The sequence below is a fragment of the Aeromonas sp. DNP9 genome, from assembly GCF_001728955.1.
GTDB lineage: Bacteria > Pseudomonadota > Gammaproteobacteria > Enterobacterales > Aeromonadaceae > Aeromonas > Aeromonas veronii.
Genome location: NZ_LYSQ01000014.1, coordinates 1 through 21,857, shown reverse-complemented (window position 1 = coordinate 21,857; position 21,857 = coordinate 1). Strand labels below are relative to the sequence as shown.

General features: G+C 61.1%; 20 protein-coding genes. 15 read left to right on the top strand and 5 right to left on the bottom strand.

The window, feature by feature from the left end; all coding sequences use genetic code 11:
- Positions 1-3 precede the first annotated feature (3 nt).
- On the bottom strand, positions 4-3,804 hold the full coding sequence (locus A9G06_RS10985) for a translocation/assembly module TamB domain-containing protein (RefSeq protein WP_069555249.1): 3,801 nt from the start codon (positions 3,802-3,804) through the stop codon (positions 4-6).
- A gap of 61 nt (positions 3,805-3,865) precedes the next feature.
- The gene (locus A9G06_RS10980; RefSeq protein ID WP_069555248.1) at positions 3,866-5,641 is read right to left on the bottom strand and encodes an autotransporter assembly complex family protein; all 1,776 of its coding nucleotides are present in this window, start codon (positions 5,639-5,641) and stop codon (positions 3,866-3,868) included.
- A 514-nt stretch (positions 5,642-6,155) separates the two neighbouring features.
- Here A9G06_RS10980 and A9G06_RS10975 point away from each other — a divergent pair.
- The 10 genes from A9G06_RS10975 to mltB all read left to right on the top strand — a co-directional run bounded on the left by A9G06_RS10975 (position 6,156) and on the right by mltB (position 16,031).
- Positions 6,156-6,530, top strand: a complete 375-nt coding sequence (locus A9G06_RS10975; protein WP_069555247.1) for a hypothetical protein — start codon at positions 6,156-6,158, stop codon at positions 6,528-6,530.
- 133 nt (positions 6,531-6,663) lie between these two features.
- Positions 6,664-6,942: a peptidylprolyl isomerase gene (locus A9G06_RS10970; protein ID WP_005334269.1), complete on the top strand. Its 279-nt coding sequence runs from the start codon at positions 6,664-6,666 to the stop codon at positions 6,940-6,942.
- Positions 6,943-7,123: 181 nt separating this feature from the next.
- Positions 7,124-7,798, top strand: coding sequence for a DUF1499 domain-containing protein (locus A9G06_RS10965; RefSeq protein ID WP_069555246.1), 675 nt, complete (start codon positions 7,124-7,126; stop codon positions 7,796-7,798).
- A 25-nt stretch (positions 7,799-7,823) separates the two neighbouring features.
- Positions 7,824-8,405 (top strand): carboxymuconolactone decarboxylase family protein, encoded by a 582-nt coding sequence (locus tag A9G06_RS10960; protein WP_021231092.1) that lies wholly within the window; start codon positions 7,824-7,826, stop codon positions 8,403-8,405.
- A complete protein-coding gene (locus A9G06_RS10955; protein WP_069555245.1) occupies positions 8,405-10,558 on the top strand; it encodes an FAD-dependent oxidoreductase in 2,154 nt (717 codons plus the stop codon). The genes A9G06_RS10960 and A9G06_RS10955 overlap by 1 nt, the downstream gene beginning before the upstream one ends.
- 17 nt (positions 10,559-10,575) lie before the next feature.
- Positions 10,576-11,799, top strand: coding sequence for an ABC transporter substrate-binding protein (locus tag A9G06_RS10950; RefSeq protein ID WP_253182326.1), 1,224 nt, complete (start codon positions 10,576-10,578; stop codon positions 11,797-11,799).
- A gap of 77 nt (positions 11,800-11,876) precedes the next feature.
- The gene (locus A9G06_RS10945) at positions 11,877-13,511 is read left to right on the top strand and encodes an ABC transporter permease (protein ID WP_139126221.1); all 1,635 of its coding nucleotides are present in this window, start codon (positions 11,877-11,879) and stop codon (positions 13,509-13,511) included.
- A 23-nt stretch (positions 13,512-13,534) separates the two neighbouring features.
- A complete protein-coding gene (locus tag A9G06_RS10940; protein ID WP_069555311.1) occupies positions 13,535-14,185 on the top strand; it encodes an ATP-binding cassette domain-containing protein in 651 nt (216 codons plus the stop codon).
- 16 nt (positions 14,186-14,201) lie between these two features.
- Positions 14,202-14,816: a CDP-alcohol phosphatidyltransferase family protein gene (locus tag A9G06_RS10935; protein ID WP_069555243.1), complete on the top strand. Its 615-nt coding sequence runs from the start codon at positions 14,202-14,204 to the stop codon at positions 14,814-14,816.
- Positions 14,817-14,948: 132 nt separating this feature from the next.
- Positions 14,949-16,031 (top strand): lytic murein transglycosylase B, encoded by a 1,083-nt coding sequence (mltB, locus tag A9G06_RS10930; RefSeq protein WP_069555310.1) that lies wholly within the window; start codon positions 14,949-14,951, stop codon positions 16,029-16,031.
- A 93-nt stretch (positions 16,032-16,124) separates the two neighbouring features.
- On the opposite strand, the gene pgm is transcribed toward mltB, so the two are convergent.
- Both pgm and seqA read right to left on the bottom strand, forming a co-directional pair.
- The gene (gene pgm / locus A9G06_RS10925; protein ID WP_069555242.1) at positions 16,125-17,774 is read right to left on the bottom strand and encodes a phosphoglucomutase (alpha-D-glucose-1,6-bisphosphate-dependent); all 1,650 of its coding nucleotides are present in this window, start codon (positions 17,772-17,774) and stop codon (positions 16,125-16,127) included.
- Between the two features lie 58 nt (positions 17,775-17,832).
- Positions 17,833-18,342 carry a replication initiation negative regulator SeqA gene (gene seqA, locus A9G06_RS10920; protein WP_069555241.1) on the bottom strand — a complete coding sequence of 170 codons (510 nt, stop codon included), beginning with the start codon at positions 18,340-18,342 and terminating at the stop codon, positions 17,833-17,835.
- 274 nt (positions 18,343-18,616) lie between these two features.
- Between seqA and A9G06_RS10915 the strand changes: the two genes are divergently transcribed.
- From A9G06_RS10915 to fldA, 4 genes are read left to right on the top strand one after another with little or no spacing between them, the layout of a single operon-like run.
- Entirely contained in the window at positions 18,617-19,399 is a 783-nt protein-coding gene (locus A9G06_RS10915; RefSeq protein ID WP_083243773.1) for an alpha/beta fold hydrolase, read from the top strand.
- A 55-nt stretch (positions 19,400-19,454) separates the two neighbouring features.
- Positions 19,455-19,676, top strand: a complete 222-nt coding sequence (locus A9G06_RS10910) for a DUF2788 domain-containing protein (protein WP_005334296.1) — start codon at positions 19,455-19,457, stop codon at positions 19,674-19,676.
- Positions 19,677-19,696: 20 nt separating this feature from the next.
- Positions 19,697-19,993, top strand: coding sequence for a LexA regulated protein (ybfE, locus tag A9G06_RS10905; RefSeq protein WP_005334297.1), 297 nt, complete (start codon positions 19,697-19,699; stop codon positions 19,991-19,993).
- A 39-nt stretch (positions 19,994-20,032) separates the two neighbouring features.
- Positions 20,033-20,557 (top strand): flavodoxin FldA, encoded by a 525-nt coding sequence (fldA, locus tag A9G06_RS10900; protein ID WP_005334298.1) that lies wholly within the window; start codon positions 20,033-20,035, stop codon positions 20,555-20,557.
- A gap of 90 nt (positions 20,558-20,647) precedes the next feature.
- On the opposite strand, the gene A9G06_RS10895 is transcribed toward fldA, so the two are convergent.
- The gene (locus tag A9G06_RS10895; protein ID WP_005334300.1) at positions 20,648-21,121 is read right to left on the bottom strand and encodes a DUF4442 domain-containing protein; all 474 of its coding nucleotides are present in this window, start codon (positions 21,119-21,121) and stop codon (positions 20,648-20,650) included.
- 241 nt (positions 21,122-21,362) lie between these two features.
- Here A9G06_RS10895 and fur point away from each other — a divergent pair, with 241 nt between their 5' ends.
- Positions 21,363-21,791: a ferric iron uptake transcriptional regulator gene (gene fur, locus A9G06_RS10890; protein ID WP_005334301.1), complete on the top strand. Its 429-nt coding sequence runs from the start codon at positions 21,363-21,365 to the stop codon at positions 21,789-21,791.
- The last annotated feature ends 66 nt before the right edge of the window (positions 21,792-21,857 follow it).

Genomic DNA, 21,857 nt, shown 5'->3' with positions numbered 1-21,857 from the left:
GCGTTACAGGGTGAAGCGATAGAAGATATCAACCGCCTGAGCCACCCCGCTCATCGCCTGCAGATAGAGCCGTGGCAATACCTCATAGCGCAGCTTGAATTCGGCGATGGGGCTGAAAACCCCGACCCCGTACTGGAACTGCAAGCCCGGCAGTAGATATGCAGACAGAGTCACCTGGGTGTTGTCACCACTGCCCGCGGTATCGAGGGAGACATCGCTCATCCCGAGCGACTCGCCGATGCTCGACACAACACCGTTGGCCTGACTCACCGCACCGGCCACCAGCAGACCGTTGAAACCGCCATCCTCACCGCCAGTCTGCAACCCTTTGCCACGCAGCAGATAGGAGAGCTGTTCCGACTGCGCCATCTGCGGTTCGGAGTAGACCGTGATTTCAGGCTTGCTGGCAGGGCCAGTCACCCGCACCCCGACCGTCACCTGACCCTCGATGGTATCGGGATCCCGGTTAGCCTCGATGTTGAGGAAGGGCCGATCCAGCGGACCGGAGAAGAGGATCCGCCCCTCCTTGATGATGAGGTTCTGACCATAGGCCTTGAAGCGGCCGTTGGTCAGCACCAGCTGGCCATTGCCAGCCAGCGGCTTCTCGGGATCCTGACGGATATTGAGGCCACCGGAGACATCGGTCTTCAGCCCCATGGCATCGAGCTTCACATCGTTGCCAAGGCGGATCGCCACCTTCATCGCCAGCGGCAGACTTGCCTGCTTGGGAGCCGGGGGCAGATCGTCATAGACCACGGTCACATCGTCTGAGACCGCCACCGCCGAATCCGGCAAGCTCTTGACCAGAATGCGCGCCCAGGGAATATCCACCTGACCGGTAATGCGGGTCTCCTCCCCCAGCGACACCGCGATATCGGGCGAGACTCTGACCCGGCCCATGCCCGGATATTGCGCCTCCAGATCCTTGCCCTGAATGGTGAGGCTGCCGCTGACCGGCATCTTGGCCCAGCTGAGCCAGCCGCCCAACGCCAGCGGCCCCTTGCCCACCAGCATGGAACCATCCAGCTCGGCCCGATTGCCTTCAATCTTGAGGCGGGTCACCAGCTTGGTCAGGGTCACCATGTCAGAGTGGGTCTGCACTTCACCGTCACGCAGGTTGAGCTGGCCAAACAACAGGGGCGCCGCCAGGGTGCCGTCGAAGCGGGCATCGGCGGAGATGATCCCTTGCAGGGAGCGCACCTCAGGGATCAGTGGCGCAAAGGTATTGAGCTTGAGATCGTCAAACTTGAGCTGACCACCGAGCAGACCGCGACCGGCGGGCTCCCTGATCAGCAGATCGGTATCGATATTGCCGATCTGTTTGGAGGCAAAATCGAGGCGAATGGCCGCCTGCTGCCGCTCGAAATCCAGGGCCAGAGCCAGCTGCTGATAGTCGGTCTTGAGGCCATCGGCCACAAAAGTGCCCGGCGTGGTGCGCACCACCGCATGCAGGGTAGGCTGATTGCCGCGCCAGCTGGCGCGGCCATCGGCCGAGAGCATCGCCTGCCAGCGGAAGTTGTCTGGCAACCAGGGGCGCAGCCGCTTGAGATCAAACTCGCTCAGGGCAAACTCCAGAGTGCCCTGGGCAGCGGAGACCTGACTCCCCTTGACGCAGAGGCTGGCACCCTGGGAGCCGAGACAGAGATCCCCCATCGCCAGCCGCTGACGCGGCAGATCGAGATCCAGCGCCCACGGAGAACTCAAGTCCCAACGGCGCAGCGGGGTTTTCAGCTGCAACTCGGAGAGCGCCCCGCGCCAGTGATCCCCGCGTACGCCGCCACCCAGTTTGAGGTTGGCCGCAACAGGGTCCCCCTTCATGGTCAGGGTCAACAGATGCTGACTGATATCGCCGCTGAGGTTCAGGGCAAGCTGGCTGAGCTTGGTTTCCCCCTGTTTCAGCTGCGCCACCAACAACGCGAGCTCACCGGCCGGTTTGGCGCCGATCACCGCATTGCCCTTGAGGCTAATACCCTTCAGGTCGGTGCCGGCATAGTAGAGCCGCTCGGAAGCGAGATCCGCATCGATTTTTGGCGTCTGCTGATTGCCACTGACCTTCACCTGTCCCTTGATATCCCCTTTCAGGCCGGGATAGATGCCCCCCAGCTGGGGAGCCTGCAGGTTGGCATCGAGCCTCCACTGGGCGCTGCTGATACTGCCCTTGGCCTGCAACTGGTTGGGGCCACTTTGCAGCGAGAGCGCCGGGATCAGCCACTCCATCTTGTCGTTACCGCTAAGCTCCCCCTTGAGGGCCAGCGGGTACTGGTTGAGTTTGCCATCCACCTTGAGCTTGGGCAGTTTCAGCTCCCAGTGGCCCGCTTCGTTCATCACGAAACGGCTCTCCAGCTCACCGGCCAGCGTCCCTTTCAGCTCAGGCAGCAGCTCGGCCGGATTGATCCCCTTGAACAGGGTGGTTCCCTGCCACTCGATCCCCTTGTTCCAGGCCAGCTTGCCATCGAGCTTCAGCTCCCCCTTGAGAGCGTTGAGCTGCAAAGCGATCTTGCTGAGCCGCTCCAGATCCCCCTTGCCGTCCAGCGCGAGCTTGAAGGGGGGGACATCGGTTCCCTTGCCGGAGGTATTGAGGGCAAACTGATAGCCGGAGAGCTTGCCCTTGGCAGTCAGGCTCCCTTTGTCCAGCCGATAGCTCGGCTCATCTTTGGCAGGCTTGTGCAACGGCCAGCCGAGGCTCTTCCAGTCGAGGGCCAAATCAAAAGGGAGATCCGGGTCGAGCGAGGCCAGAGAGCCCTTGAGATTGGCGGCGATCGGCCCCTTGGCCGACAACGCCAGCCCCAGCTTGCCGACCGAGCCGCTCAGCGCCAACGTGGCCTGCTCACCCTGCAGCTCGCCATCCAGCAGCCCCTTGCGGGCCTTGGCATCCAGGGTCACCGCCAGCGGGTAGTCGTCACTGAGCTGGATATGGCCCTTGAGCGCCAGATCGGCCATGGCGTGGCGCAGCGAGAGCTCGCGCACCTCGATGCGATCGTCGGCAGCAGTGGCCGACAGCAGCAACTTGTCGAGCCCTTCAATCAGCTCGCCCTGCTTATATTGCACCCGGGTCGCGCTGACCCCTTCCAGCTGGATGGGGAAAGGAAGATGAATGGCGGGCAGGAGAATGGGGGCTGCCTTTGCCGTATTTGCAGCTGGCGCCCCGTTGCCCTGTTTGGGGGTCTTGGCGCTGGCCTTGTCGTTGCGCGCCACCGCAGCACCGGCTTGCTTCTCGTTAGCGGCCGGCTGCTTGGCAGATTTGGCTGCGCTGGCGGGTGCCGCGTCATCCAGCGTCACCGTCAGGTTATCGAGCACCGGGCCGCGTACAATCAGCCCCTTGCGGTTGAGGGTGGCGCCGATATCGAGGGACCCCAGGGTCACAGCCACACCGGGCACCGCCAGATCGAGATCGGCCACCTTGAGGCTGTCGACCTGGATCTTGAGTGGCAGCGGGCGCCAGACAAAGGGTTCGGAAGGCTCTTCCGGAGCAGGCTCGGAATTGGCTACCTTGACCACCGGATGAGTCACCGCCAGGGATTTTATCCAGAGCTTGCCCTGCAGCAACTTGCCCAGATCCCAGTCGAGCACGGCGCGATCCACCGTCACATCCACCAGCTCATCCTGCCAGCCGACCCCTTCCAGGGTCCAGCCATAGCCAAGCTGACCGGCCACCAGCTCCCCCTTGAGAGAAGGCAGCGCTCCCTTGGCCTGTTGCCACAACCACTTGTTGCCCTGATGGGTAAAGCCCAGCAGGCTGACGCCGATGAGCAGCAGGAACACCAGCCCCATCAGCCAGAGAAAAATACGTTTTAGCCAGATCACAATGCAGACCCCCGCGCAAGATACAGCCGCAGCGGCCAAAGAAAAAAGCGTTTAGACAACATCATAATTCAGGCCCCAATGCGAAATGCAGCCGCAAGGGCTTGTCCTCCTCCGATACCCCGACCGCCAGATCCAGCCTGACCTGACCGATGGGGGTGACCCAGCGCACACCGACGCCGGTACCTATTTTCCAGGGTTCGCTGTAATCGGTGGTGGAGGTGCCGCCATCCACAAACATGGCCCCCAGCCACTTCTCGCTGAAGCGGTAGTTGTATTCCAGACTGGCCACGCTGGTGTAGCGGCCACCAGTCAGCTTGCCATCCGGCCCGGTGGGGGAGATGCTCTCGTAACCAAAGCCGCGCACCGTCTGATCGCCACCGGTAAAGAAGCGCAAGGACGGTGGCACCAGCGAGAAGCTGTCACCTATGATGGCCCCCTGCTCTGCCCGCATCAGGAATCTGTGGTTATCGCCAAGAGTTCGCAGCCACTTGCTGCGCCCCCACACCCGCATAAAGCTGATGTCGGAACCCCATCTGGGGTCGGAGAACTCCAGCGTCAGCTGCTGGCGATCCCCCCAATCGGGCACCAGGGTGCCGCGCACCCGCAACCGAGACCAGGAGACCCCGGGGATCAGCAGCAAGCTGTTCCCCTCGTCGGCGCCCTGGGTATAGATTTCGTTCTCCAGCCGGATAAAGACGTCCCGATCCCAGCTCTCCGGCCGCCGCGTCCAGCGGTGTACACCGATGGTAGTGAGATCGGAGCGGGTATCGTTGTTGTCCTTGTACTGGTAGCCGGTCTGGATGGAGTAGTAGTCCCGCAGCGGGTTGCCCACCGGGATCTGATAGTCGAAGCTGAGCTCTGCCTCCGGCGCCGACACCTTGGCGGTGGCAAACAGACGATGACCATAGCGGTTGACCCAGGGCTTCTCCCAGGTAGCACTCATCCGCGGGCCTACGTCGGTGGCGTAACCGATACCGGTCTCGATTTCGTGATCGACCCGGTTATCCAGCGTCACCGCGATGGGCACCCGATAGTTGCTCGCCTCGCTCAATACCGGCTTGATATCGACCTGACGGAACAGCTTGGTGGAGGAGACATCCTGCGACATCTCGGCCAGACGGATGGCGAGATAGGGATCGCCGCTCTTGATGTTGATAAGCGGGCGAATAAGGTGAAGCGCTTCGGGAGTGGCATCGTAGCGGATCTCGCCAAAACGGTAGCGATGGCCCGATTCGAACAGAATAAAGATCTCTGCCGTCCCCTTGTCCGGGAACACCTTGACCTGACTCTTGCTCAGCTTGGCATCAAAGTAACCGCGGGCCAGCCCGAGGCTGCCGAGATCGGCCTTGATGGATTCATATTTGGCGTGGTTGAGGGGCTCTCCCTCTTTGAGGGGCAACTTGTCCAGCAGGGCGCTGTAGAGCTCGTCGCTGCCCGCATCCCCCTCCAGCAGAATATCGAGGCGGGAGACGATGACCGGCTCCCCCTTGTCCACCTCAATCACCACTTTGGACGGGGTTTTCTTGTCGCGACTCAGGGTGATTTTCGGCTGGTAGTAGCCATAAACCTGCAGCGCCTTTTGCACGCTCTCGGTGATTTTGGCGCGGGCCGGGCGGTATTGCCGCTCCTGATAGATCGGCAGGGCATTGAGGTAGGCTTCGACGTTATCCTTGTTCTCCCCTTTCAACCCCTTGACCTGATAGGTGAGCTTGGCGGCAAACGCGGGCGAAGCCAGCAGCGACAGCAACAGGCCCCCCCCCAGAACCCGCAGGCCGCGGCGAAAGGCAAGGCCGGACAGTGAACGCCCTGCCAGCAGGGATGAAATGCATCCTGTCAAAGGTCAATATTCCTGAATCTGTGGTGAAGGAAACCATCGCCCTTTCGGGCCAACCCCGAATGCGGCGCAGCACGCCATGCAGTGCATGGCCGTGACACAAAAATGCGCGCCAGAAAAATGGCGAACCTTATCCTAACATAGGCATCGGCCAGCGACAGCGCGGCGCCATTGGCAAATTCGCCATATCTTTTAAGAGGTTGACCACAAATCACACATTTTGGTGACAATGACGCCGCCCGCTTTCCCGATGGAAGCGAATTGACCCGCCCTGAATAAGGCTCACCCCACCATCAGGCACCATTTGTCACCTCTCCTCCTCTCTTTGCAACCAGAAACCCACCACGACAGAGTTTGTCGGCATCACCCCACCCTCACCGTTTAACAGGCCCGGCACACACCAAAGCCCGCCGTTGCGGGTGATTAAGAATTGCTCGTTCAGCGCAATCGAATTATCCCGCTGCCTTTGCAAGCGCCCCTCCCTCACACTTGAACCATCAACTGAAGGAGACACATCATGCATGCACGTAGCGAACAGATGGCTGACTATATTGCCGATCGTCTTGAGTTCATCACCTTTCTCGCCTGTTGCAGTGCCCTGCTGGCCCTGCTGACCGGCATGAGTGGCCAACAGGCACTGGCCTTTACCGCCCTGAACCTGCCGTTTGGCCTCGGCATTTTGCTGGCGATGGCGCTGCTGGCCCCCCTGCCCGCCCACTGGCGGCTGCCGGGGATCACCTTGCTGCTGGCAGGTTGCGCCCTGATGACCCTGCAACTGGGGGGCGAATGGCTCAATCCGCTGGCCATCTGGAGCCTCTACGCCCTGCTCGGGCTGGAGATCATCTGGCAAGCGCGTCCCCGCGCCGTGCTGGCCACCCGCGCTCGCCAGTAACAGGGCTGACGAACGCCGGTAAATGGCGGGCTGTGATGGCTGACGCCGGTGGCAAATTGGGGTACTCTTGCGCCCCCATTTGCTACCACCCTTGGCGTTAACAACCTTCGCCATCACTCCCAGGAGCGCCCCGATGAAAAAAGCCTGTGCCCAGCACATTCTGGTCAAGACCGAAAAACAGTGTCTGGAGATCAAGGAGAAGATTGAGAAGGGAGCCGACTTCGGCCAGATGGCCAAGCGCTTCTCTACCTGCGCTTCTGCAAAACGCAGCGGCGATCTGGGGGAGTTCAATAAAGGGGATATGGTCAAGCCCTTCGACGATGCCGTCTTCAAGGGCGAACTGCTCAAGGTGCTGGGACCGGTGCGCACCAAGTTCGGCTTTCATCTGATCAAAGTGCTCTATCGCAACTAAGTCATCGCAACTGACCATTTTCTCGGTGAAGCTCCCATCAGGCGGGCTTCACCGACCTCTGCATCCCCCCCTCGCAAAACTGACCAAAACCACGCCAAACTCTCATCAATTTACTAACGTTATCAGGCAATTAAGTTTATCCTTCTCGACATTGTCCACATTCGACGATGGATCCCGTGCTATGCCCCGCTCTTGCTTGTGGCCCCTGCTGGCCTGGTTACTCCCGCTCGCTGGCGCACTCGGCAGCCGCTTTCATCTCTGGCCATGGTGGATCGGTTTTGCGATCTGTCTCATCGGAGCTCTTGTCTCCCTGATCTTGCTGGTACGCCTGCCCTGGAGCCGCAACCGCTACGCCAGCGGCCTTGGCGCCTTGCCGCTACTGCTGCCCCTGACATTTGTGGCACAGGCGCTGCGCATGCCGCTGATCAACGATGTGAGCACAGATCCCTACAATCCCCCCCAACTGCGCTGGGCGGCAGAGCTGAGAACGGCGCAGGATCTGCCAATAAATAGCGCACCGCTGAAAGCAGTTGAGGCAAAACCCGGTCCTCTCTTTACCAGGGCTTCTCCTGCCGAGGTAGTGATTGAAGCCAGCGAACTGATGCAGGAGCTGGGCTGGCAGGTACGACCGAGCCAGGATGGTCTGGATGCAGTGGTCACCACCGGCTGGTTCGGCTTTCAGGATGATGTGGCGCTGCGGGTCTTTGCTGGCCCCAAAGAGACCCGCATCGATATGCGATCAGCCTCCCGTCAGGGGCAAAGCGATCTGGGCACCAACCGAGCGCGGATCGAGGATTTCCTGACCCGCCTGAACGAGCGCCTCGGTCAGGCCTACAAACCCAATTTGAAACCGTAAGTGTGAAACAACAAGAAGGTAACTGATGCGCGTTGAGGTCAAACCCGACCGGGAATATGCCTGGTTTATCCGTCCCTTTTTCTGGCTGCAAAAGCGCAACTATGGTCAGGTGCTTATTCCGGGCAAATGCTGGGGCCGCTCGCCGCGCCTCTTTGCCGCCGTCGCCACCCTCTACGGCGTCATCAACCGCAAGCGCTCCCCCATCGATCCCGTGCTGCGCTCGCTGGTGACGGTGCGGGTCTCCCAGCTCAACTGGTGTCGTTTTTGTGTCGACATCAACGCCATGACCCTGGTAAAGAGAGCCGGCTCCAGCGAGAAGGTGGAGGCGCTAGCCAACTGGCGCGAAAGCCCCTTGTTTGACGAGCGGGAAAAAGCTGTGCTCGACTATACCGAGGCGATGACCGGGCTGGATGGGGTGAGCGATGAGCAGGCGGCCCGCCTCAAACCCTGGTTCGATGACGACGCCATGGTGGAACTGACCGGCCTTATCGCCTTCCAGAACATGTCGGCCAAGTTCAACGCCGCCCTCGATATCGCGCCGCAGGGCTTCTGTCAGCTGCCGGTGCAGCCGGAACGCCCCGCACAGCCAGACAGCAAGGACGCCTGATGAACCGGACCCGCCTGCTGCTTGCACTGGTGATGGGGGGCCTTATCGGCACCTTTTTTGCCCTCGATCTCGGTCGTTACCTCACTCTGGACGCCTTGCAGGCCCAGCAGGCGGCAGTGGCGCAATGGGTCGACAGCCACTTTGTCTCGGCCAGCCTGCTGTTCGTGCTTATCTATGTGCTAAGCACCGCCCTCTCCCTGCCCGGAGCCAGCCTGCTCACCCTGGGTGGCAGCGCGGTGTTCGGCGTCGCCTGGGGGCTGCTGCTGGTCTCCTTTGCCAGCACCATAGGCGCAACCCTGGCCTTTCTCAGCGCCCGCTTTCTGCTGCGCGACTGGGTCACCGCCCGCTTTGGCGACAAGCTGGCCACCTTTCAGTCCGGCATGGCGAAGGAGGGAGCCTTCTATCTGCTCAGCCTGCGCCTCATCCCCATCTTCCCCTTCTTTCTGGTCAATCTGCTGATGGGGCTCACCCCCATCAGAGTCAGCACCTACTACTGGGTCAGCCAGCTTGGCATGCTGCCCGGCACCTTCGTCTATGTACTGGCGGGCAGCGAGCTTGGCCAGTTAACCAGCACCGGCAATATCCTCTCCCCCGGCCTGATGGTCGCGTTGACCCTGCTGGGGCTGATGCCCTGGCTGGTCAAGAAATTAACCGCATACCTTGCGCAGCGGCGCCTGCTCGCCCCCTACCGCAAACCCGCTCGCTACGACTACAACCTGCTGGTGATCGGTGCCGGTGCAGGTGGGCTGGTCACCAGCTATATCGCCGCGGCGGTGAAGGCCAAGGTGGCGCTCATCGAGAAACACAAGATGGGGGGCGATTGCCTCAACAGCGGCTGTGTTCCCTCCAAGGCACTGATCCGAAGCGCCCGCTTTGCCGCAGAGCAGCGTAAAGCCGACGAGCTGGGCTTTAGCCCAAGCCACTCCCGCGCCGATTTTGCCGCCGTGATGGAGCGGGTGGCTAAGGTAATCAAGGAGGTCGAGCCACACGACTCCATCGAACGCTATCAGGGGCTTGGAGTGGAGTGCATTGAAGGAGAGGCGCGGCTGGTCTCTCCCTGGGAGGTGGAGGTGAACGGCCAGCGCCTCGCCAGCCGCCATATCGTTATCGCCACCGGCGCCCGGCCGCTGGTGCCCAAGCTGCCGGGGCTGGATCAGGTGCCTTACCTCACCTCGGATAGCCTCTGGCAGCTGCGCACCCCGCCGCGCCGCCTGCTGGTGCTGGGCGGCGGCCCCATCGGCAGCGAGCTGGCCCAGAGCTTCGCCCTGCTCGGCATTCCCGTGACCTTGGTGGAACTCTCGGAGCAACTGCTGCCCCGCGAAGATAGTGAGGTAGCCGACGCCCTTGCCGGGCAAATGAGCCGAGATGGCGTGCAGCTACTCACCGGCTGGCGCGCCGAACGAGCCGACTATCTGCCCGCAGCCGATGGGGATCTCCCCATCCGGCTGCAACTGCGCCGTGGCGATGAGACACAGGTGGTGGAAGGTGATCAACTGCTGCTGGCACTGGGTCGGACCGCCAATGTAAGCGGCTTCGGGCTCGAAGCGTTGGGAGTCGAGCTTGCCCCCCGCGGCACCATAGCGGTCGATGGCTTCCTTGCCACCAACTTCCCCAGCATACTGGCGGTAGGAGACGTAGCGGGCCCTTACCAGTTCACCCACTTCGCCGCCCATCAGGCCTGGTATGCGGCGGCCAATGCCCTGTTTGGCCAGTTCAAGCGCTTTCGGGCCGACTATCGGGTCATTCCGGCGGCCACCTACACCACGCCGGAGATTGCCCGGGTCGGCCTCAATCGCAAGGAGGCCGAAGCGCAGGGGATTCCCTTCGAGGCGACCCGCTTCGAGCTGGCCGAGCTGGACAGAGCCATTGCCGATGGGGAGCGCCACGGTTTTGTCGAGGTGCTGACCGTCCCGGGCAAGGATACTATCCTTGGCGCCACCATAGTGGGCACTCACGCCGGTGAGCGGATTGCCGAGTTCGTGCTCGCCATGCGTCACCGCCTCGGCCTGGGCAAGATCCTCGGCACCATTCACGCCTATCCCACCCTGATGGAGGGGAACAAATATGTGGCGGGTGAATGGAAACGGGCCCACCAGCCCACCCGGGTACTGGCGTTGCTGGCCCGTTATCACCGCTGGCGCCGTGGCGCCTGACAACCAGAGAAACGTTTATGCTCAAGCCATTCTCACTGCTCGGCTCACACCTCAACTCGCACCGCAACTCTTGGCTCAAACAGCGGCTAAACGCCCTGCTGTGCGCCCTGCCACTGCTGGCCAGCGGCTCGCAGTTGGCGGCCAATCCAGACGGTGACTGGCAACAGACCCTTGAGGAGGCGAAGGGACAGACCGTCTACTTCAACGCCTGGGGCGGCAGCCCGGAGATCAACGCCTATCTGATGTGGGCCGGGCAGGAGCTGGCGCGCGACTATCAGGTCAAGCTGGTACAGGTGAAGGTGGATGACATCGCCCAGAGCGTCAGCCAACTGCTGGCCAACAAGCAGGCAGGCAAGCAAGCGGGTGGCCCCATCGATCTGCTCTGGGTCAATGGCGAGAACTTCAAGGCGCTCAAGGAGCAGGGGCTGCTTGGCGCTCCCTTTACCGCCGAGCTACCCAACATGGCGCTGGTCGACAGCAGCCTGCCGGTAAGTGAGGACTTCACCCTGCCGGTGGAAGGGCTGGAAGCCCCATGGGGAATCGGCCAGCTCAACCTGATGGTCGATACCGAAGAGGTCGCCAGCCCGCCCACCTCGGCAGCAGCCCTGCTGGCGTGGGCCAAGGCCCATCCCGGCCGTTTCACCTATCCCAAGCCGCCCCAATTCCATGGCTCCAGCTTTCTCAAGCAGATCCTGCTGGAGTTGACGCCAAACCCCGCCCCCCTCTATCGGGAGGCGACCGAGAGCGATTTTGCCCAACTCACCGCCCCGCTCTGGGCCTGGCTCGATGAGCTGCATCCGGCACTCTGGCGCAAGGGCAAACTGTTCCCCACCAGCGCCGCCGAAACCCGCCAGCTACTCGATGATGGCGAACTGGCCATGGCCATCAGCTTCAACCCGCAGGAGGCGCAGAGCGCCGCCCAGATTGGCGCCCTGCCCCCCACAGTGGAAGCGGTCGCCATGAAAAAAGGGGCGCTCACCAACAGCCATTTTCTCGCCATCCCCTTCAACGCCAGTGCCCGTGCGGGTGCCAAGGTGGTGGCCAACTTCCTGCTGAGCCCGGCGGCGCAGGCGCGAAAAGCCAATCCGGCCTTCTGGGGTGATCCCAGCGTGCTGCGGGCCGATGCGCTGCCTGATCCCGCCAAAGGGCAACCGGCACTGCGCTTCAAATCGGTAGCCGAGCCTCACCCCAGCTGGCAGCTCAAACTGGAAGCGGCCTGGGCCGAGCGTTACGGCCACTGATGAGTGTTGCTGATCACCAACTTGCCCTCTCCCGACCATGGCGCCGGTTGACACGCCATCCCAGTATGAGTACGGGGATGGCGGTCATTTATCTGGCGATCTTCGTCATCCCTCTGCTGGCGGGGCTGTGGCAACTGCTGGCGGAGGGGATGACCGCCTCTCATCTCGCCTTGCTCCTGGCCCAGCCTGGCCTATGGCACTCCGCTGCGCTGAGCCTGTGGATTGGCGCCGCCTCCACCCTCGGCAGCCTGCTGATGACCGCCCTGCTGCTGGCCCACAGCGACAGCCGGGCTTTCGGGCTGCTCCGTCGTCTGCTCTCGCCCATGCTGGCCATGCCCCACGTCGCCTTTGCCATCGGCTTTGCCTTTCTGCTCGCCCCCTCCGGCTGGCTGCTGCGGCTCCTCTCGCCAGCTCTAACGGGTTTTGCTCTCCCCCCCGACTGGCAAACCATTCGCGACTCTCTAGGGCTCGGGCTGATTGCACTGCTCGTTTTCAAGGAGACCCCCTTTCTGCTGCTGATGGCGATGGCTGCGCAACAACCCATCCAACTGGCACGCCAGCAGTGGCTGGGGGCGAGCCTCGGTTTCAGCGCCCCCCAGATCTGGTGGCGCCTGCTGCTGCCAGCGCTGTGGCCTGCCCTGCGCCTGCCCATCTATGCGGTGGCGGCCTACGGAGTGGCGGTGGTGGATCTCGCCCAGCTGCTAGGGCCCGATGCCCCCGCCCCGCTAGCGGTGCGGTTGTGGCTCTGGTATCAGGATCCGGATCTGCTCTGGCGCGGCGCCACCGCCAGTGGCGCCCTGCTGCTGCTCGCCATCACGGCGCTGCTCATTGCCATGCTCAGATTACTGGAGTGGCTTCATCAAGAGGTGGGCAAAGGCTGCTGGCTCGATGGCAAACGGGCGGCGCGCCACTTCTTTGCCAACCGGCTCGCAGCGGGCTTTGCCTTCACTCTGATCACCCTCAATCTGGCGGTGCTGGCGGCCCTGCTGCTCTGGTCACTGGCGCGCCGTTGGCCCTTTCCCGCCCTCTGGCCCATCCAGTGGAGCTGCCACTACTGGCTGGATCTGCTACCAACCCTGCTGCCGCTGCTGGCAACCAGTGCACTGCTGGCGCTGGCGAGCGGCTTGCTGGCACTGGTGATGGCGGTGTGCAGTCTGGAGGCGCAAGCCGGGCGCCGCCCCTGGCCGCTCTGGCTTATCTGCCTGCCGCTGTTGCTGCCGCAGGCGAGCCTGCTGTTTGGTATCCGGCTCGGGGTGGACTGGCTTGCACATGGTTCGATAAGCAGCGGCATTGGCTGGGGCTGGGTGCTCTGGAGCCAGCTGCTGTTTGTCTTTCCCTATGTCTATTTGTGTTTGCACGGCCCCTATCGCCAGTTCGATCCACGGATCACCCAGAGCGCGCTGCTGCTGGGGGCAACGCCATGGCGAGCCTGGTGGCAGGTGAAAGCGCCGCTGCTGGCGCGCCCGCTGCTATTTGCCTTCAGCGTCGGGGCGGCGGTGAGTTTGGCCCAATATCTGCCGACCCTGCTCTTTGGTGCTGGCAGAGTGGTCACCATCACCACCGAAGCGGTAGCCATCGGCAGCGGCCTAAACCGGAGGCTGGCGGGGCTCTACGGCCTGCTGCAACTGCTGCTGCCGCTCGTTATCTATCTGCTGGCACTCTGGCTGCCGACGCGGCTCAATCCGGCGCTCAAGGGGAGCTGCCAACGATGAACTCTGATGATGGAAACAACCATATGCTGAGCACCACGCTTCTTCGACTTTACCTTGATGAAAATCTGCTGCTTTCGCTCCCTGCCCTGCAGGTGGCGCCGGGCGAGGTGCTGACCCTGATGGGGCCCAGCGGCTGTGGCAAGAGCTCGCTGCTGGCGGTGCTGGCGGGGGTACTGCCCGGCGCGCAGACAGATGGCGGCCCGATCCGGCTGGAGGGGGAGATAAGACTCGGCGAGCGACCACTCAACACCTTGCCTGCGCAAGCGAGGCGCATCGGCATGCTGTTTCAGGATGACCTGCTGTTCGACCATCTGACGGTGGCGGAGAACCTGATGTTCGGCATGCCAGCGACCATCAAGGGAAAATGTGCGCGGCGGGAAAAGGCACTGACCGCATTGGCACAAGTCGCGCTGGAGGATCAGGCTGACAAGCTGCCGCACTTGCTGTCAGGGGGTCAGCGGGCGCGGGTCAGTCTGCTGCGGGCGCTGTTGGCCGAACCCGACGCCCTGCTACTGGACGAGCCCTTCTCCCGCCTCGACAAGCCGCTGCGGGCCGCCTTTCGCGAACTGGTGTTCGCGCAGATCAAGGCGCTGGCCATCCCCGCCATCCTGGTGACCCACGATGCGGAAGACGCGCCGGGCACCATACTCAACCTCACCGAATGCCACTGTTAACCGAGGAGTGTTCACCTTGTTTGATCGCCATCTGATCCCCGTGATCCGCAGCCCCCTCACCCAGCTTGCCAAACCGCTCTGCCGTGCGGGGATCAGTGCCAATCAGGTGAGCCTCACCGGCTTTGCCATCGGCATGCTGGCGCTGCCGCTGCTGGCCTTTGGCAGCTATCAGTGGGCACTCGCGACCATCCTGCTCAACCGGCTGCTGGACGGGCTCGATGGCGCCGTGGCGCGGGAAACCGGCATCACCGACTGCGGCGGCTTTCTCGACATCACGCTGGACTTTATTTTCTACGCCGCCGTGGTGCTGGGCTTTGCCCTCGCCGCCCCCGCCAATGCGCTGCCCGCCGCCACCCTGCTGTTTGCCTTTATGGGCACCGGCTCGAGCTTTCTGGCGTTTGCCATCATGGCGGGCAAACGGGGCATCGACAATCCGGTCTACCACCACAAATCCCTCTACTATCTGGGTGGCCTCACCGAGGGGAGCGAGACCATCGCCCTCTTTGTGCTGATGTGCCTGTGGCCAGCCGCTTTCGCCCCGCTCGCCTACGGCTTTGCCCTGCTCTGCGCCATCACCACCCTGACCCGGCTCTGGAGCGGTTACCACACCCTGCGTCCCCCCCAGCGCTAAACAGCACAGCCCTCACCGGAGGGCTAGTCCATCGCACGATGAATTGGCGGCAAACAAGGCACACGGAACACTTGCACGGGGATGACAATGTTTTACCATGACGGCACTTTTATCAGTCTCTTTGAGAACCCTATGCGTCGCCTTGCCTCTCTTCTCACTCTGTCATTATTCCCCCTGCTCGGTGGCTGCAGCAGCGCCCCAGCGCCAAAACCCGTGGTCGTCCCCCAGCCCACGAGCGCCTTTATCAATCAGGCGCCATCCAGCAAACCCGTTTATACACAAGGGGTTAGCAAGGGGGACTTCGCCAATCGCCCCAACGTGGACCGGTTCGTCCAGAAAATGGTCGAGAAGCACGGTTTTGACAACGCCCAGCTGCATCAGGTGCTGGCACAGGCAGAGCGTTACGACTGGATCATTCGCCTGATGGATGCCCAGGCGCCGACCACCGCCAAGCCCACCGGCCCGACCGGTGCCTGGAACCGCTATCGCGCCAAGTTCATCACCCCCGACAACGTACAGAACGGCGTCAACTTCTGGCGTGAATACGCAAGCGAGCTGAATCGGGCGGAGCAGATCTACGGGGTGCCGCCGGAGATCATCGTCGGCATTATCGGGGTCGAGACCCGCTGGGGCCGGGTGATGGGCAAGACCCGCATTCTGGATGCACTGGCCACGCTGGCGTTTGATTACCCGCGCCGGGCCGAGTTCTTCACCAGCGAGCTGGAAGCCTTCCTGGTGATGACCCGCGATGAGGGAATGGATCCCACCGAACCCAAGGGCTCCTATGCGGGCGCCATGGGCTACGGCCAGTTTATGCCCTCCAGCTTCCAGCGCTATGCGGTGGACTTTGACGGCAACGGCCACACCAACCTGTGGGATCCGGTGGATGCCATCGGCAGCGTCGCCAACTACTTCAAGGCCCACGGCTGGGAGAAAGGTCAACCGGTTGCAGTACGCGGTCAGGGCCAACTGCCCGGCTATGAGCATGGCTTCCAGACCCGCTACCCGGTCGCCACCCTGCGCCGCGCAGGGCTGACGCCAACCAGCACCCTCGGCAACCACAGCGAGTCGAGCCTGCTGCGCCTCGATGTCGGCACCGGCTACCAATACTGGTACGGTCTGCCCAACTTCTACACCATCACCCGCTACAACCACAGCACCCACTACGCGATGGCGGTATGGCAGCTGGGCCTGGCGGTGAAGGCAGCGCGCTGACAAACCGCGATCAGCAGATAAAAAAAGGAGCCTTAACGGCTCCTTTTTTTTAAGCTAAATACTTTATTTATTCACGGCTGATTGGCCCGAAAATCAGACGCCAGCCTTGGCCAGTGCCGCGGAGACGATCTGCTGGGCTTCCTGCTGGATCAGATCTAGGTGCGCGTCGCCCTTGAAGCTCTCCATGTAAATCTTGTAGATGGACTCGGTGCCGGAGGGGCGCGCCGCGAACCAGCCGTTTTCGGTCACCACCTTGAGGCCGCCGATGGCGGCATCGTTGCCCGGCGCCTTGGTCAGCTTGGCGATGATGGGTTCACCGGCGAGCGTTGAGGCTTCGACCAGTGCCGGATCCAGCTTGGAGAGCACTGCTTTCTGGGCGCTGTTGGCCGGGGCGTCGATGCGGCGGTAGCTGGAGCGGCCAAATTTGGCCTCCAGTGCGTCGTAGTGGGCTTGCGGATCCTTGCCAGTCACCGCCAGAATTTCCGCCGCCAGCAGCGCCAGAATGAAACCATCCTTGTCGGTGGTCCAGACGGTGCCATCTTTGCGCAGGAAGGAGGCGCCCGCACTCTCTTCACCACCAAAGCCGAACTCGCCGCTGTAGAGGCCATCCACGAACCACTTGAAGCCGACCGGCACCTCTTTCAGAGTTCGGCCAATCTCGCCGGCAACCCGATCGATCATGGAAGAGGAGACCAACGTCTTACCGACGGCGGCATCGGCAGACCAGCCAGTGCGATGGGTAAACAGATACTGGATCGCCACCGCCAGATAGTGGTTCGGGTTCATCAGGCCGGACTTGGTGACGATGCCGTGACGGTCGTAGTCAGGGTCGTTACCAAGGGCGATGTCGAACTTGTCCTTGAGGGCAATCAGGCTCGCCATGGCGAACGGGCTGGAGCAGTCCATCCGGATCTTGCCGTCTTTATCCAGGGTCATGAAGGAGAAGGTCGGATCGACCTTGTAGTTCACCACCTCGATATTCAGACCGTAGGTCTTGGCGATGACGTCCCAGTAGGCAACGCCGGAGCCACCCAGCGGATCGACACCGATCTTGATGCCCGCGTTCTTGATGGCATCCATATCCAGCACGTTCTTCAGATCATCCACATAGGGGGTGACATAGTCGTGCTCGACCACGAACGGGCTCTTGAGCGCCTCGGCGAACGGCATCCGTTTCACGCCGGCCAGACCCGCTTCCAGAATGGCGTTGGCACGGTCCTCCACCCACTTGGTGATCTCCCCTTCGGCGGGGCCACCATGGGGCGGGTTGTACTTGAAGCCACCATCTTCCGGCGGGTTGTGGGACGGAGTGATCACCACGCCGTCAGCGCGCGCTGCAGGCTTGCCCGCGTTATGGCGCAGGATGGCGTGGGAGATGACCGGGGTCGGGGTAAAGCCCATACCGGCTTGAATGCGAGTTTCAACGCCGTTGGCCGCCAGCACTTCGACGGCGCTGGCAAAAGCGGATTCGGACAGGGCGTGAGTATCCATGCCGACAAACAGCGGGCCTGTGATGCCGACCTGCTGGCGATACTCCACCAGGGCCTGGGTCACCGCCAGGATGTGGGATTCGGTGAAGGCATTGTGCAGAGCGCTGCCGCGGTGGCCGGAGGTACCGAAGGCAACCCGCTGCTCGGGGCGGCTCATGTCCGGCTTGTTGAGGTAGTAGGCGCTGACCAGACGGGGAATGTTGGTCAGGTCGCTTAAACGGGCCGGTTGACCGGCGTGGGAATGCTGAGCCATGGCGTTTTCCTTGCGTAATGGCGGCCTTGCCGGGCAAGGCCTGAGTCTTGAAGAATCGTTAAATTGCGCCACACACCTGCGCGATCACCTCTTCGCCATAGCCCATGCTGGCCATCAGCTGGGCCACCATATTCTGCTTGCGGCTGGTGTTGGTGTTGGTGATCACCCAGAACGGGGTCTCCGGTACCGGCTTGGGCTTGGTGGTGCTGCCACTGGCACGCAGAGCCTCGGGATCCTGCGAGAAATAGACGCGCTTGCGCCCCTTGATTTCGGTGGCCTGGGTAAAGCCTTCCGGGTTATCCCGGTAGAGGGTACTGAGCACCTGCATGAAGCGGTTGATGGACTTCTCTTCTTTTTGCAGTTCACCGGAATCGAGCAGGGCTTGCAGCCCTTGTTGGGTGGCTACCGCACTGGGCTGCGCGACGGCAACGGGCTCGGCAACCGGCACACCTTGGTGAGCAGGCTGTTCCAGCAGACGGCGCAGGATATCGGAGGCACTCTCACCAATGTGCCGGGTCTGGCTGGCGATATAGAAGTAGAGATCGTCATCAAGCTCGATGGTTTTCATAGGGATGCGCTGGACTCGTCGAAATTCGGATGCGGCGATTATACATAGGCAAACCCGACAGCCCAAGCAAGGGGCTGGCAGATGTACATGAATCTCATCGAGAATACGGCATAATAGCGGCCCAAGTGTGTGATCAGCCGCACTGATAGCCGATCCGGACGGGATTTTTTAGAAAAAAAACCACATAAAATCCCAATTCATTGGACGAAATCCTTTTCTTTCCAGTGCGTTAAATAAAACAGCGATACGCACCCACGACCGACAAGGTGTCATTTTGCAACAAAACAGCATATTGAACTTCAAGGAGCAGGGTCAGGGCCCGGCGGTCATTCTGATCCACGGCCTGTTTGGCAGCCTCGATAACCTCGGACTGCTGGCCCGTGCCCTCTGCGAACAGTACCGGGTCATCAGCGTCGATCTGCGCAACCACGGTGCCTCCTTTCATAGCAGCGAGATGAGCTATCCGGCGCAAGCGGCCGATATCCTGACCCTGATGGATCGGCTGGAGATTGCCGAAGCGACCCTGATTGGCCACTCGATGGGTGGCAAGGTGGCGATGCAGGTCGCCAAGCTGGCGCCAGAGCGGGTGACCAAGCTGGTGGTGGCCGACATGGCGCCGGTCGCCTATCCCCACTCCCGCCACCAGAATGTGTTCGCCGGACTCAACGCCACACTGCGCACGCCGCCGCAAAGCCGCAGTGAAGCGGAAGCCATGCTGGCGCAGCATATCGAGCTCGCCGGGGTGCGCCAGTTCCTGCTCAAATCCTTCGCCAGAGGCGAGCATGGCTGGGGTTGGCGCTTCAATGTGCCTGCTCTTGAGCAAAACTACGCCAACATCATGGGCTGGCCAGAGGATGAGCATCGCTTCGAGGGGCCGGTGCTCTTTATCAAAGGGGGGGATTCTGACTATATGCAGCCCCAATACAGCGAGACGGCACTGGCTCAATTCCCGGCGGCAAAGGTGCGTGTCATCGCGGGTACCGGCCACTGGCTGCATGCGGAAAAACCGGCTCTGTTCAACAAATTGGTTGTGGATTTCCTGTCGACAGGCGGTTAACAGTTTCAAATCCTTTGTGATATAGTGCGCCGGTCATAAGGAGTGTGCGCAATCCATGCTAAGTGAACATATCGACCTGATCGAAAGTTTGGGCCTCAAGTTATTCTTTGTGGCCATTTTCATATTGATTGGCCTGGCCATTCAGGACGTGCTCAAGCGCGGCAACGTGCCCCGTTTCGGTCGTTTTATCGTCTGGTTGGTACTGTTTCTGGGTTGTGCGGGTTTTGTCGCCAAGGGGCTGATCGAACTGGGCTGGGAAGGCTCAGGACTCGGCTAACTTATTTTCATCTGTGATGTATGGCCAAACAGCAAACTGATCGAACAACACTGGATCTGTTCGCAAATGAGAAGCGCCCCGGCAGGCCAAAGACCAATCCACTCCCCCGCGAGACCCAGCTCAAGATCAACAAGCGTAACCAGCTTAAGCGCGATCGGGAAAATGGGCTGAAGCGGGTAGAGTTAAAGGTGGAGGCCGAGTTGCTGGAGCGCCTGAACCAACTTGCGTTACAACAGAACATCAGCCGAGCCGAGCTGATCCAATCTATCCTGAAACAACAGATTGAGTCCGCCTTTGCGGTGGACATTGCAGTCTGAGCGTTGAGCATTAACACCAAATACGGGTAACTAAACACTATGGCAAGTGTAGGTCTGTTTTTTGGCAGCGATACCGGTAACACCGAAGCTGTCGCCAAGATGATCCAGAAAGAGCTGGGCAAAAACCTGATTGAAGTCCGTGACATCGCCAAGAGCAGCAAGGCCGACATCGAGAGCTTTGATCTGCTGATGTTCGGCATCCCGACTTGGTACTACGGCGAAGCCCAGGCCGACTGGGACGACTTCTTCCCCGATCTGGGCGAAATCGACTTCACCAACAAGCTGGTCGCCATCTTCGGTTGCGGTGATCAGGAAGACTATTCCGAGTACTTCCTCGACGCAATGGGCACCCTGCGCGACATCGTCGAAGCCAAAGGCGCCATCATCATCGGTCACTGGCCGACTGCCGGCTACGAGTTCGAAGCCTCCAAGGCACTGGTCGATGACAAGCACTTTGTCGGTCTGGGTATCGATGAAGATCGCCAACCGGAGCTGACCGCCGAGCGCGTCAAGGGCTGGTGCAAGCAGCTGCACGAAGAGATGTGCCTGGGCGAGCTGGAGTAATCCGCTTCCCCTCATACCTCTGACAACAAGGGCCCCGACGGGGCCCTTGTTGTATCTGCTTGTTGCGATGCCTGCCTTTATTCTTCCCTGTTATTCACCTCTGTGCTCCGGTTTGGCCCGCACATAGAGGGTGCGCTTGACCTGCGCCACCAGCTCGCCGCTCTTGTCCTGTACCGTGACCTCGAATTCGGGGAAGTGCTTGTTGCCACCTTCAGTCGCCGCCACGATTTCGGCCAGCTTGCCCTCGGTCAGGTTGAACTCGGCCACCAGCTTGCCCTTGCCCGGCTTGATGTAGTTGATGCTGCCCGCCTTGTCCCAGACGTAGTAGCGATTCTTGAAGTAGCCCATCAGCATCAGCGGATAGATGGGGTCCGTCATGGCAAACATGCTGCCGCCAAACTGGGTGCGGTTGGCATTCTTGTTCCACCAGCGGGATTTCAGGGTAACCCGGCAGTAGCGAAAGTCATCGCTCAGGGTCTCTATTTTGATACCGGCGCCCCAGAAAGGGGGCCAGGCGTTGAGTGCACGGCGCACCCAGGCCGCATTGTCAAAAAGCCAATCCATGGATCTCATCCGACCAGAATATGAAAGTTACATCTTATCAACATCTGCCATGCCAGCAAGTCGGACGACACGATTGATTATTTCAATCCAACCGGCCATTTATGGCTAAACCCCTTGAATTGCTGGGTTTATTTTTAGGGAGGCTACGACCTATAATGACAGGCCAAGCGAGTTCAAGGTTGCCATTCCTGCGGCAGTCCATCAGAATAACCCCACCTTCGAGAATGCGAATAAGTAGAATATGGCAGACAACAACCAAGCGTTAAAAAAGGCCGGGCTCAAGATCACCTTGCCCCGGGTCAAAATCCTGGAAATCCTGCAACAGCCGGACTGCCAGCACACCAGCGCCGAAGATCTCTATAAACGACTGATCGACCTGGGTGAAGAGATTGGTCTCGCTACCGTCTATCGCGTTCTCAACCAGTTTGATGATGCCGGTATCGTTACCCGTCACCACTTCGAAGGTGGCAAGTCGGTATTCGAGCTGGCCACTCAGGAGCACCACGACCACCTGGTTTGCCTTGACTGCGGCAAGGTGATCGAGTTCTCCGACGAAGTGATCGAACAGCGCCAGCGCGAGATCGCCAAGAAATTCAATATCCGTCTCACCAACCACAGCCTCTACCTCTACGGTCACTGTGCTACCGGTGAGTGCAAGCACGACGAATAAGTCGCCCGCGACTTGCAGATAACGGACAATAAAAAAGCCAGCATCAGCTGGCTTTTTTATTGTCCG

What these genes read in the sequence shown, in the direction of transcription:
- A9G06_RS10975 (WP_069555247.1), top strand. Translation starts at nt 6,156, where the DNA reads ATGCATGCACGTAGCGAACAGATGGCTGACTATATTGCCGATCGTCTT.
- A9G06_RS10970 (WP_005334269.1), top strand. Translation starts at nt 6,664, where the DNA reads ATGAAAAAAGCCTGTGCCCAGCACATTCTGGTCAAGACCGAAAAACAG.
- A9G06_RS10965 (WP_069555246.1), top strand. Translation starts at nt 7,124, where the DNA reads ATGCCCCGCTCTTGCTTGTGGCCCCTGCTGGCCTGGTTACTCCCGCTC.
- A9G06_RS10960 (WP_021231092.1), top strand. Translation starts at nt 7,824, where the DNA reads ATGCGCGTTGAGGTCAAACCCGACCGGGAATATGCCTGGTTTATCCGT.
- A9G06_RS10955 (WP_069555245.1), top strand. Translation starts at nt 8,405, where the DNA reads ATGAACCGGACCCGCCTGCTGCTTGCACTGGTGATGGGGGGCCTTATC.
- A9G06_RS10950 (WP_253182326.1), top strand. Translation starts at nt 10,576, where the DNA reads ATGCTCAAGCCATTCTCACTGCTCGGCTCACACCTCAACTCGCACCGC.
- A9G06_RS10945 (WP_139126221.1), top strand. Translation starts at nt 11,877, where the DNA reads ATGGCGGTCATTTATCTGGCGATCTTCGTCATCCCTCTGCTGGCGGGG.
- A9G06_RS10940 (WP_069555311.1), top strand. Translation starts at nt 13,535, where the DNA reads ATGCTGAGCACCACGCTTCTTCGACTTTACCTTGATGAAAATCTGCTG.
- mltB (WP_069555310.1), top strand. Translation starts at nt 14,949, where the DNA reads ATGCGTCGCCTTGCCTCTCTTCTCACTCTGTCATTATTCCCCCTGCTC.
- pgm (WP_069555242.1), bottom strand. Translation starts at nt 17,774, where the DNA reads ATGGCTCAGCATTCCCACGCCGGTCAACCGGCCCGTTTAAGCGACCTG.
- seqA (WP_069555241.1), bottom strand. Translation starts at nt 18,342, where the DNA reads ATGAAAACCATCGAGCTTGATGACGATCTCTACTTCTATATCGCCAGC.
- A9G06_RS10910 (WP_005334296.1), top strand. Translation starts at nt 19,455, where the DNA reads ATGCTAAGTGAACATATCGACCTGATCGAAAGTTTGGGCCTCAAGTTA.
- ybfE (WP_005334297.1), top strand. Translation starts at nt 19,697, where the DNA reads ATGGCCAAACAGCAAACTGATCGAACAACACTGGATCTGTTCGCAAAT.
- fldA (WP_005334298.1), top strand. Translation starts at nt 20,033, where the DNA reads ATGGCAAGTGTAGGTCTGTTTTTTGGCAGCGATACCGGTAACACCGAA.
- A9G06_RS10895 (WP_005334300.1), bottom strand. Translation starts at nt 21,121, where the DNA reads ATGGATTGGCTTTTTGACAATGCGGCCTGGGTGCGCCGTGCACTCAAC.
- fur (WP_005334301.1), top strand. Translation starts at nt 21,363, where the DNA reads ATGGCAGACAACAACCAAGCGTTAAAAAAGGCCGGGCTCAAGATCACC.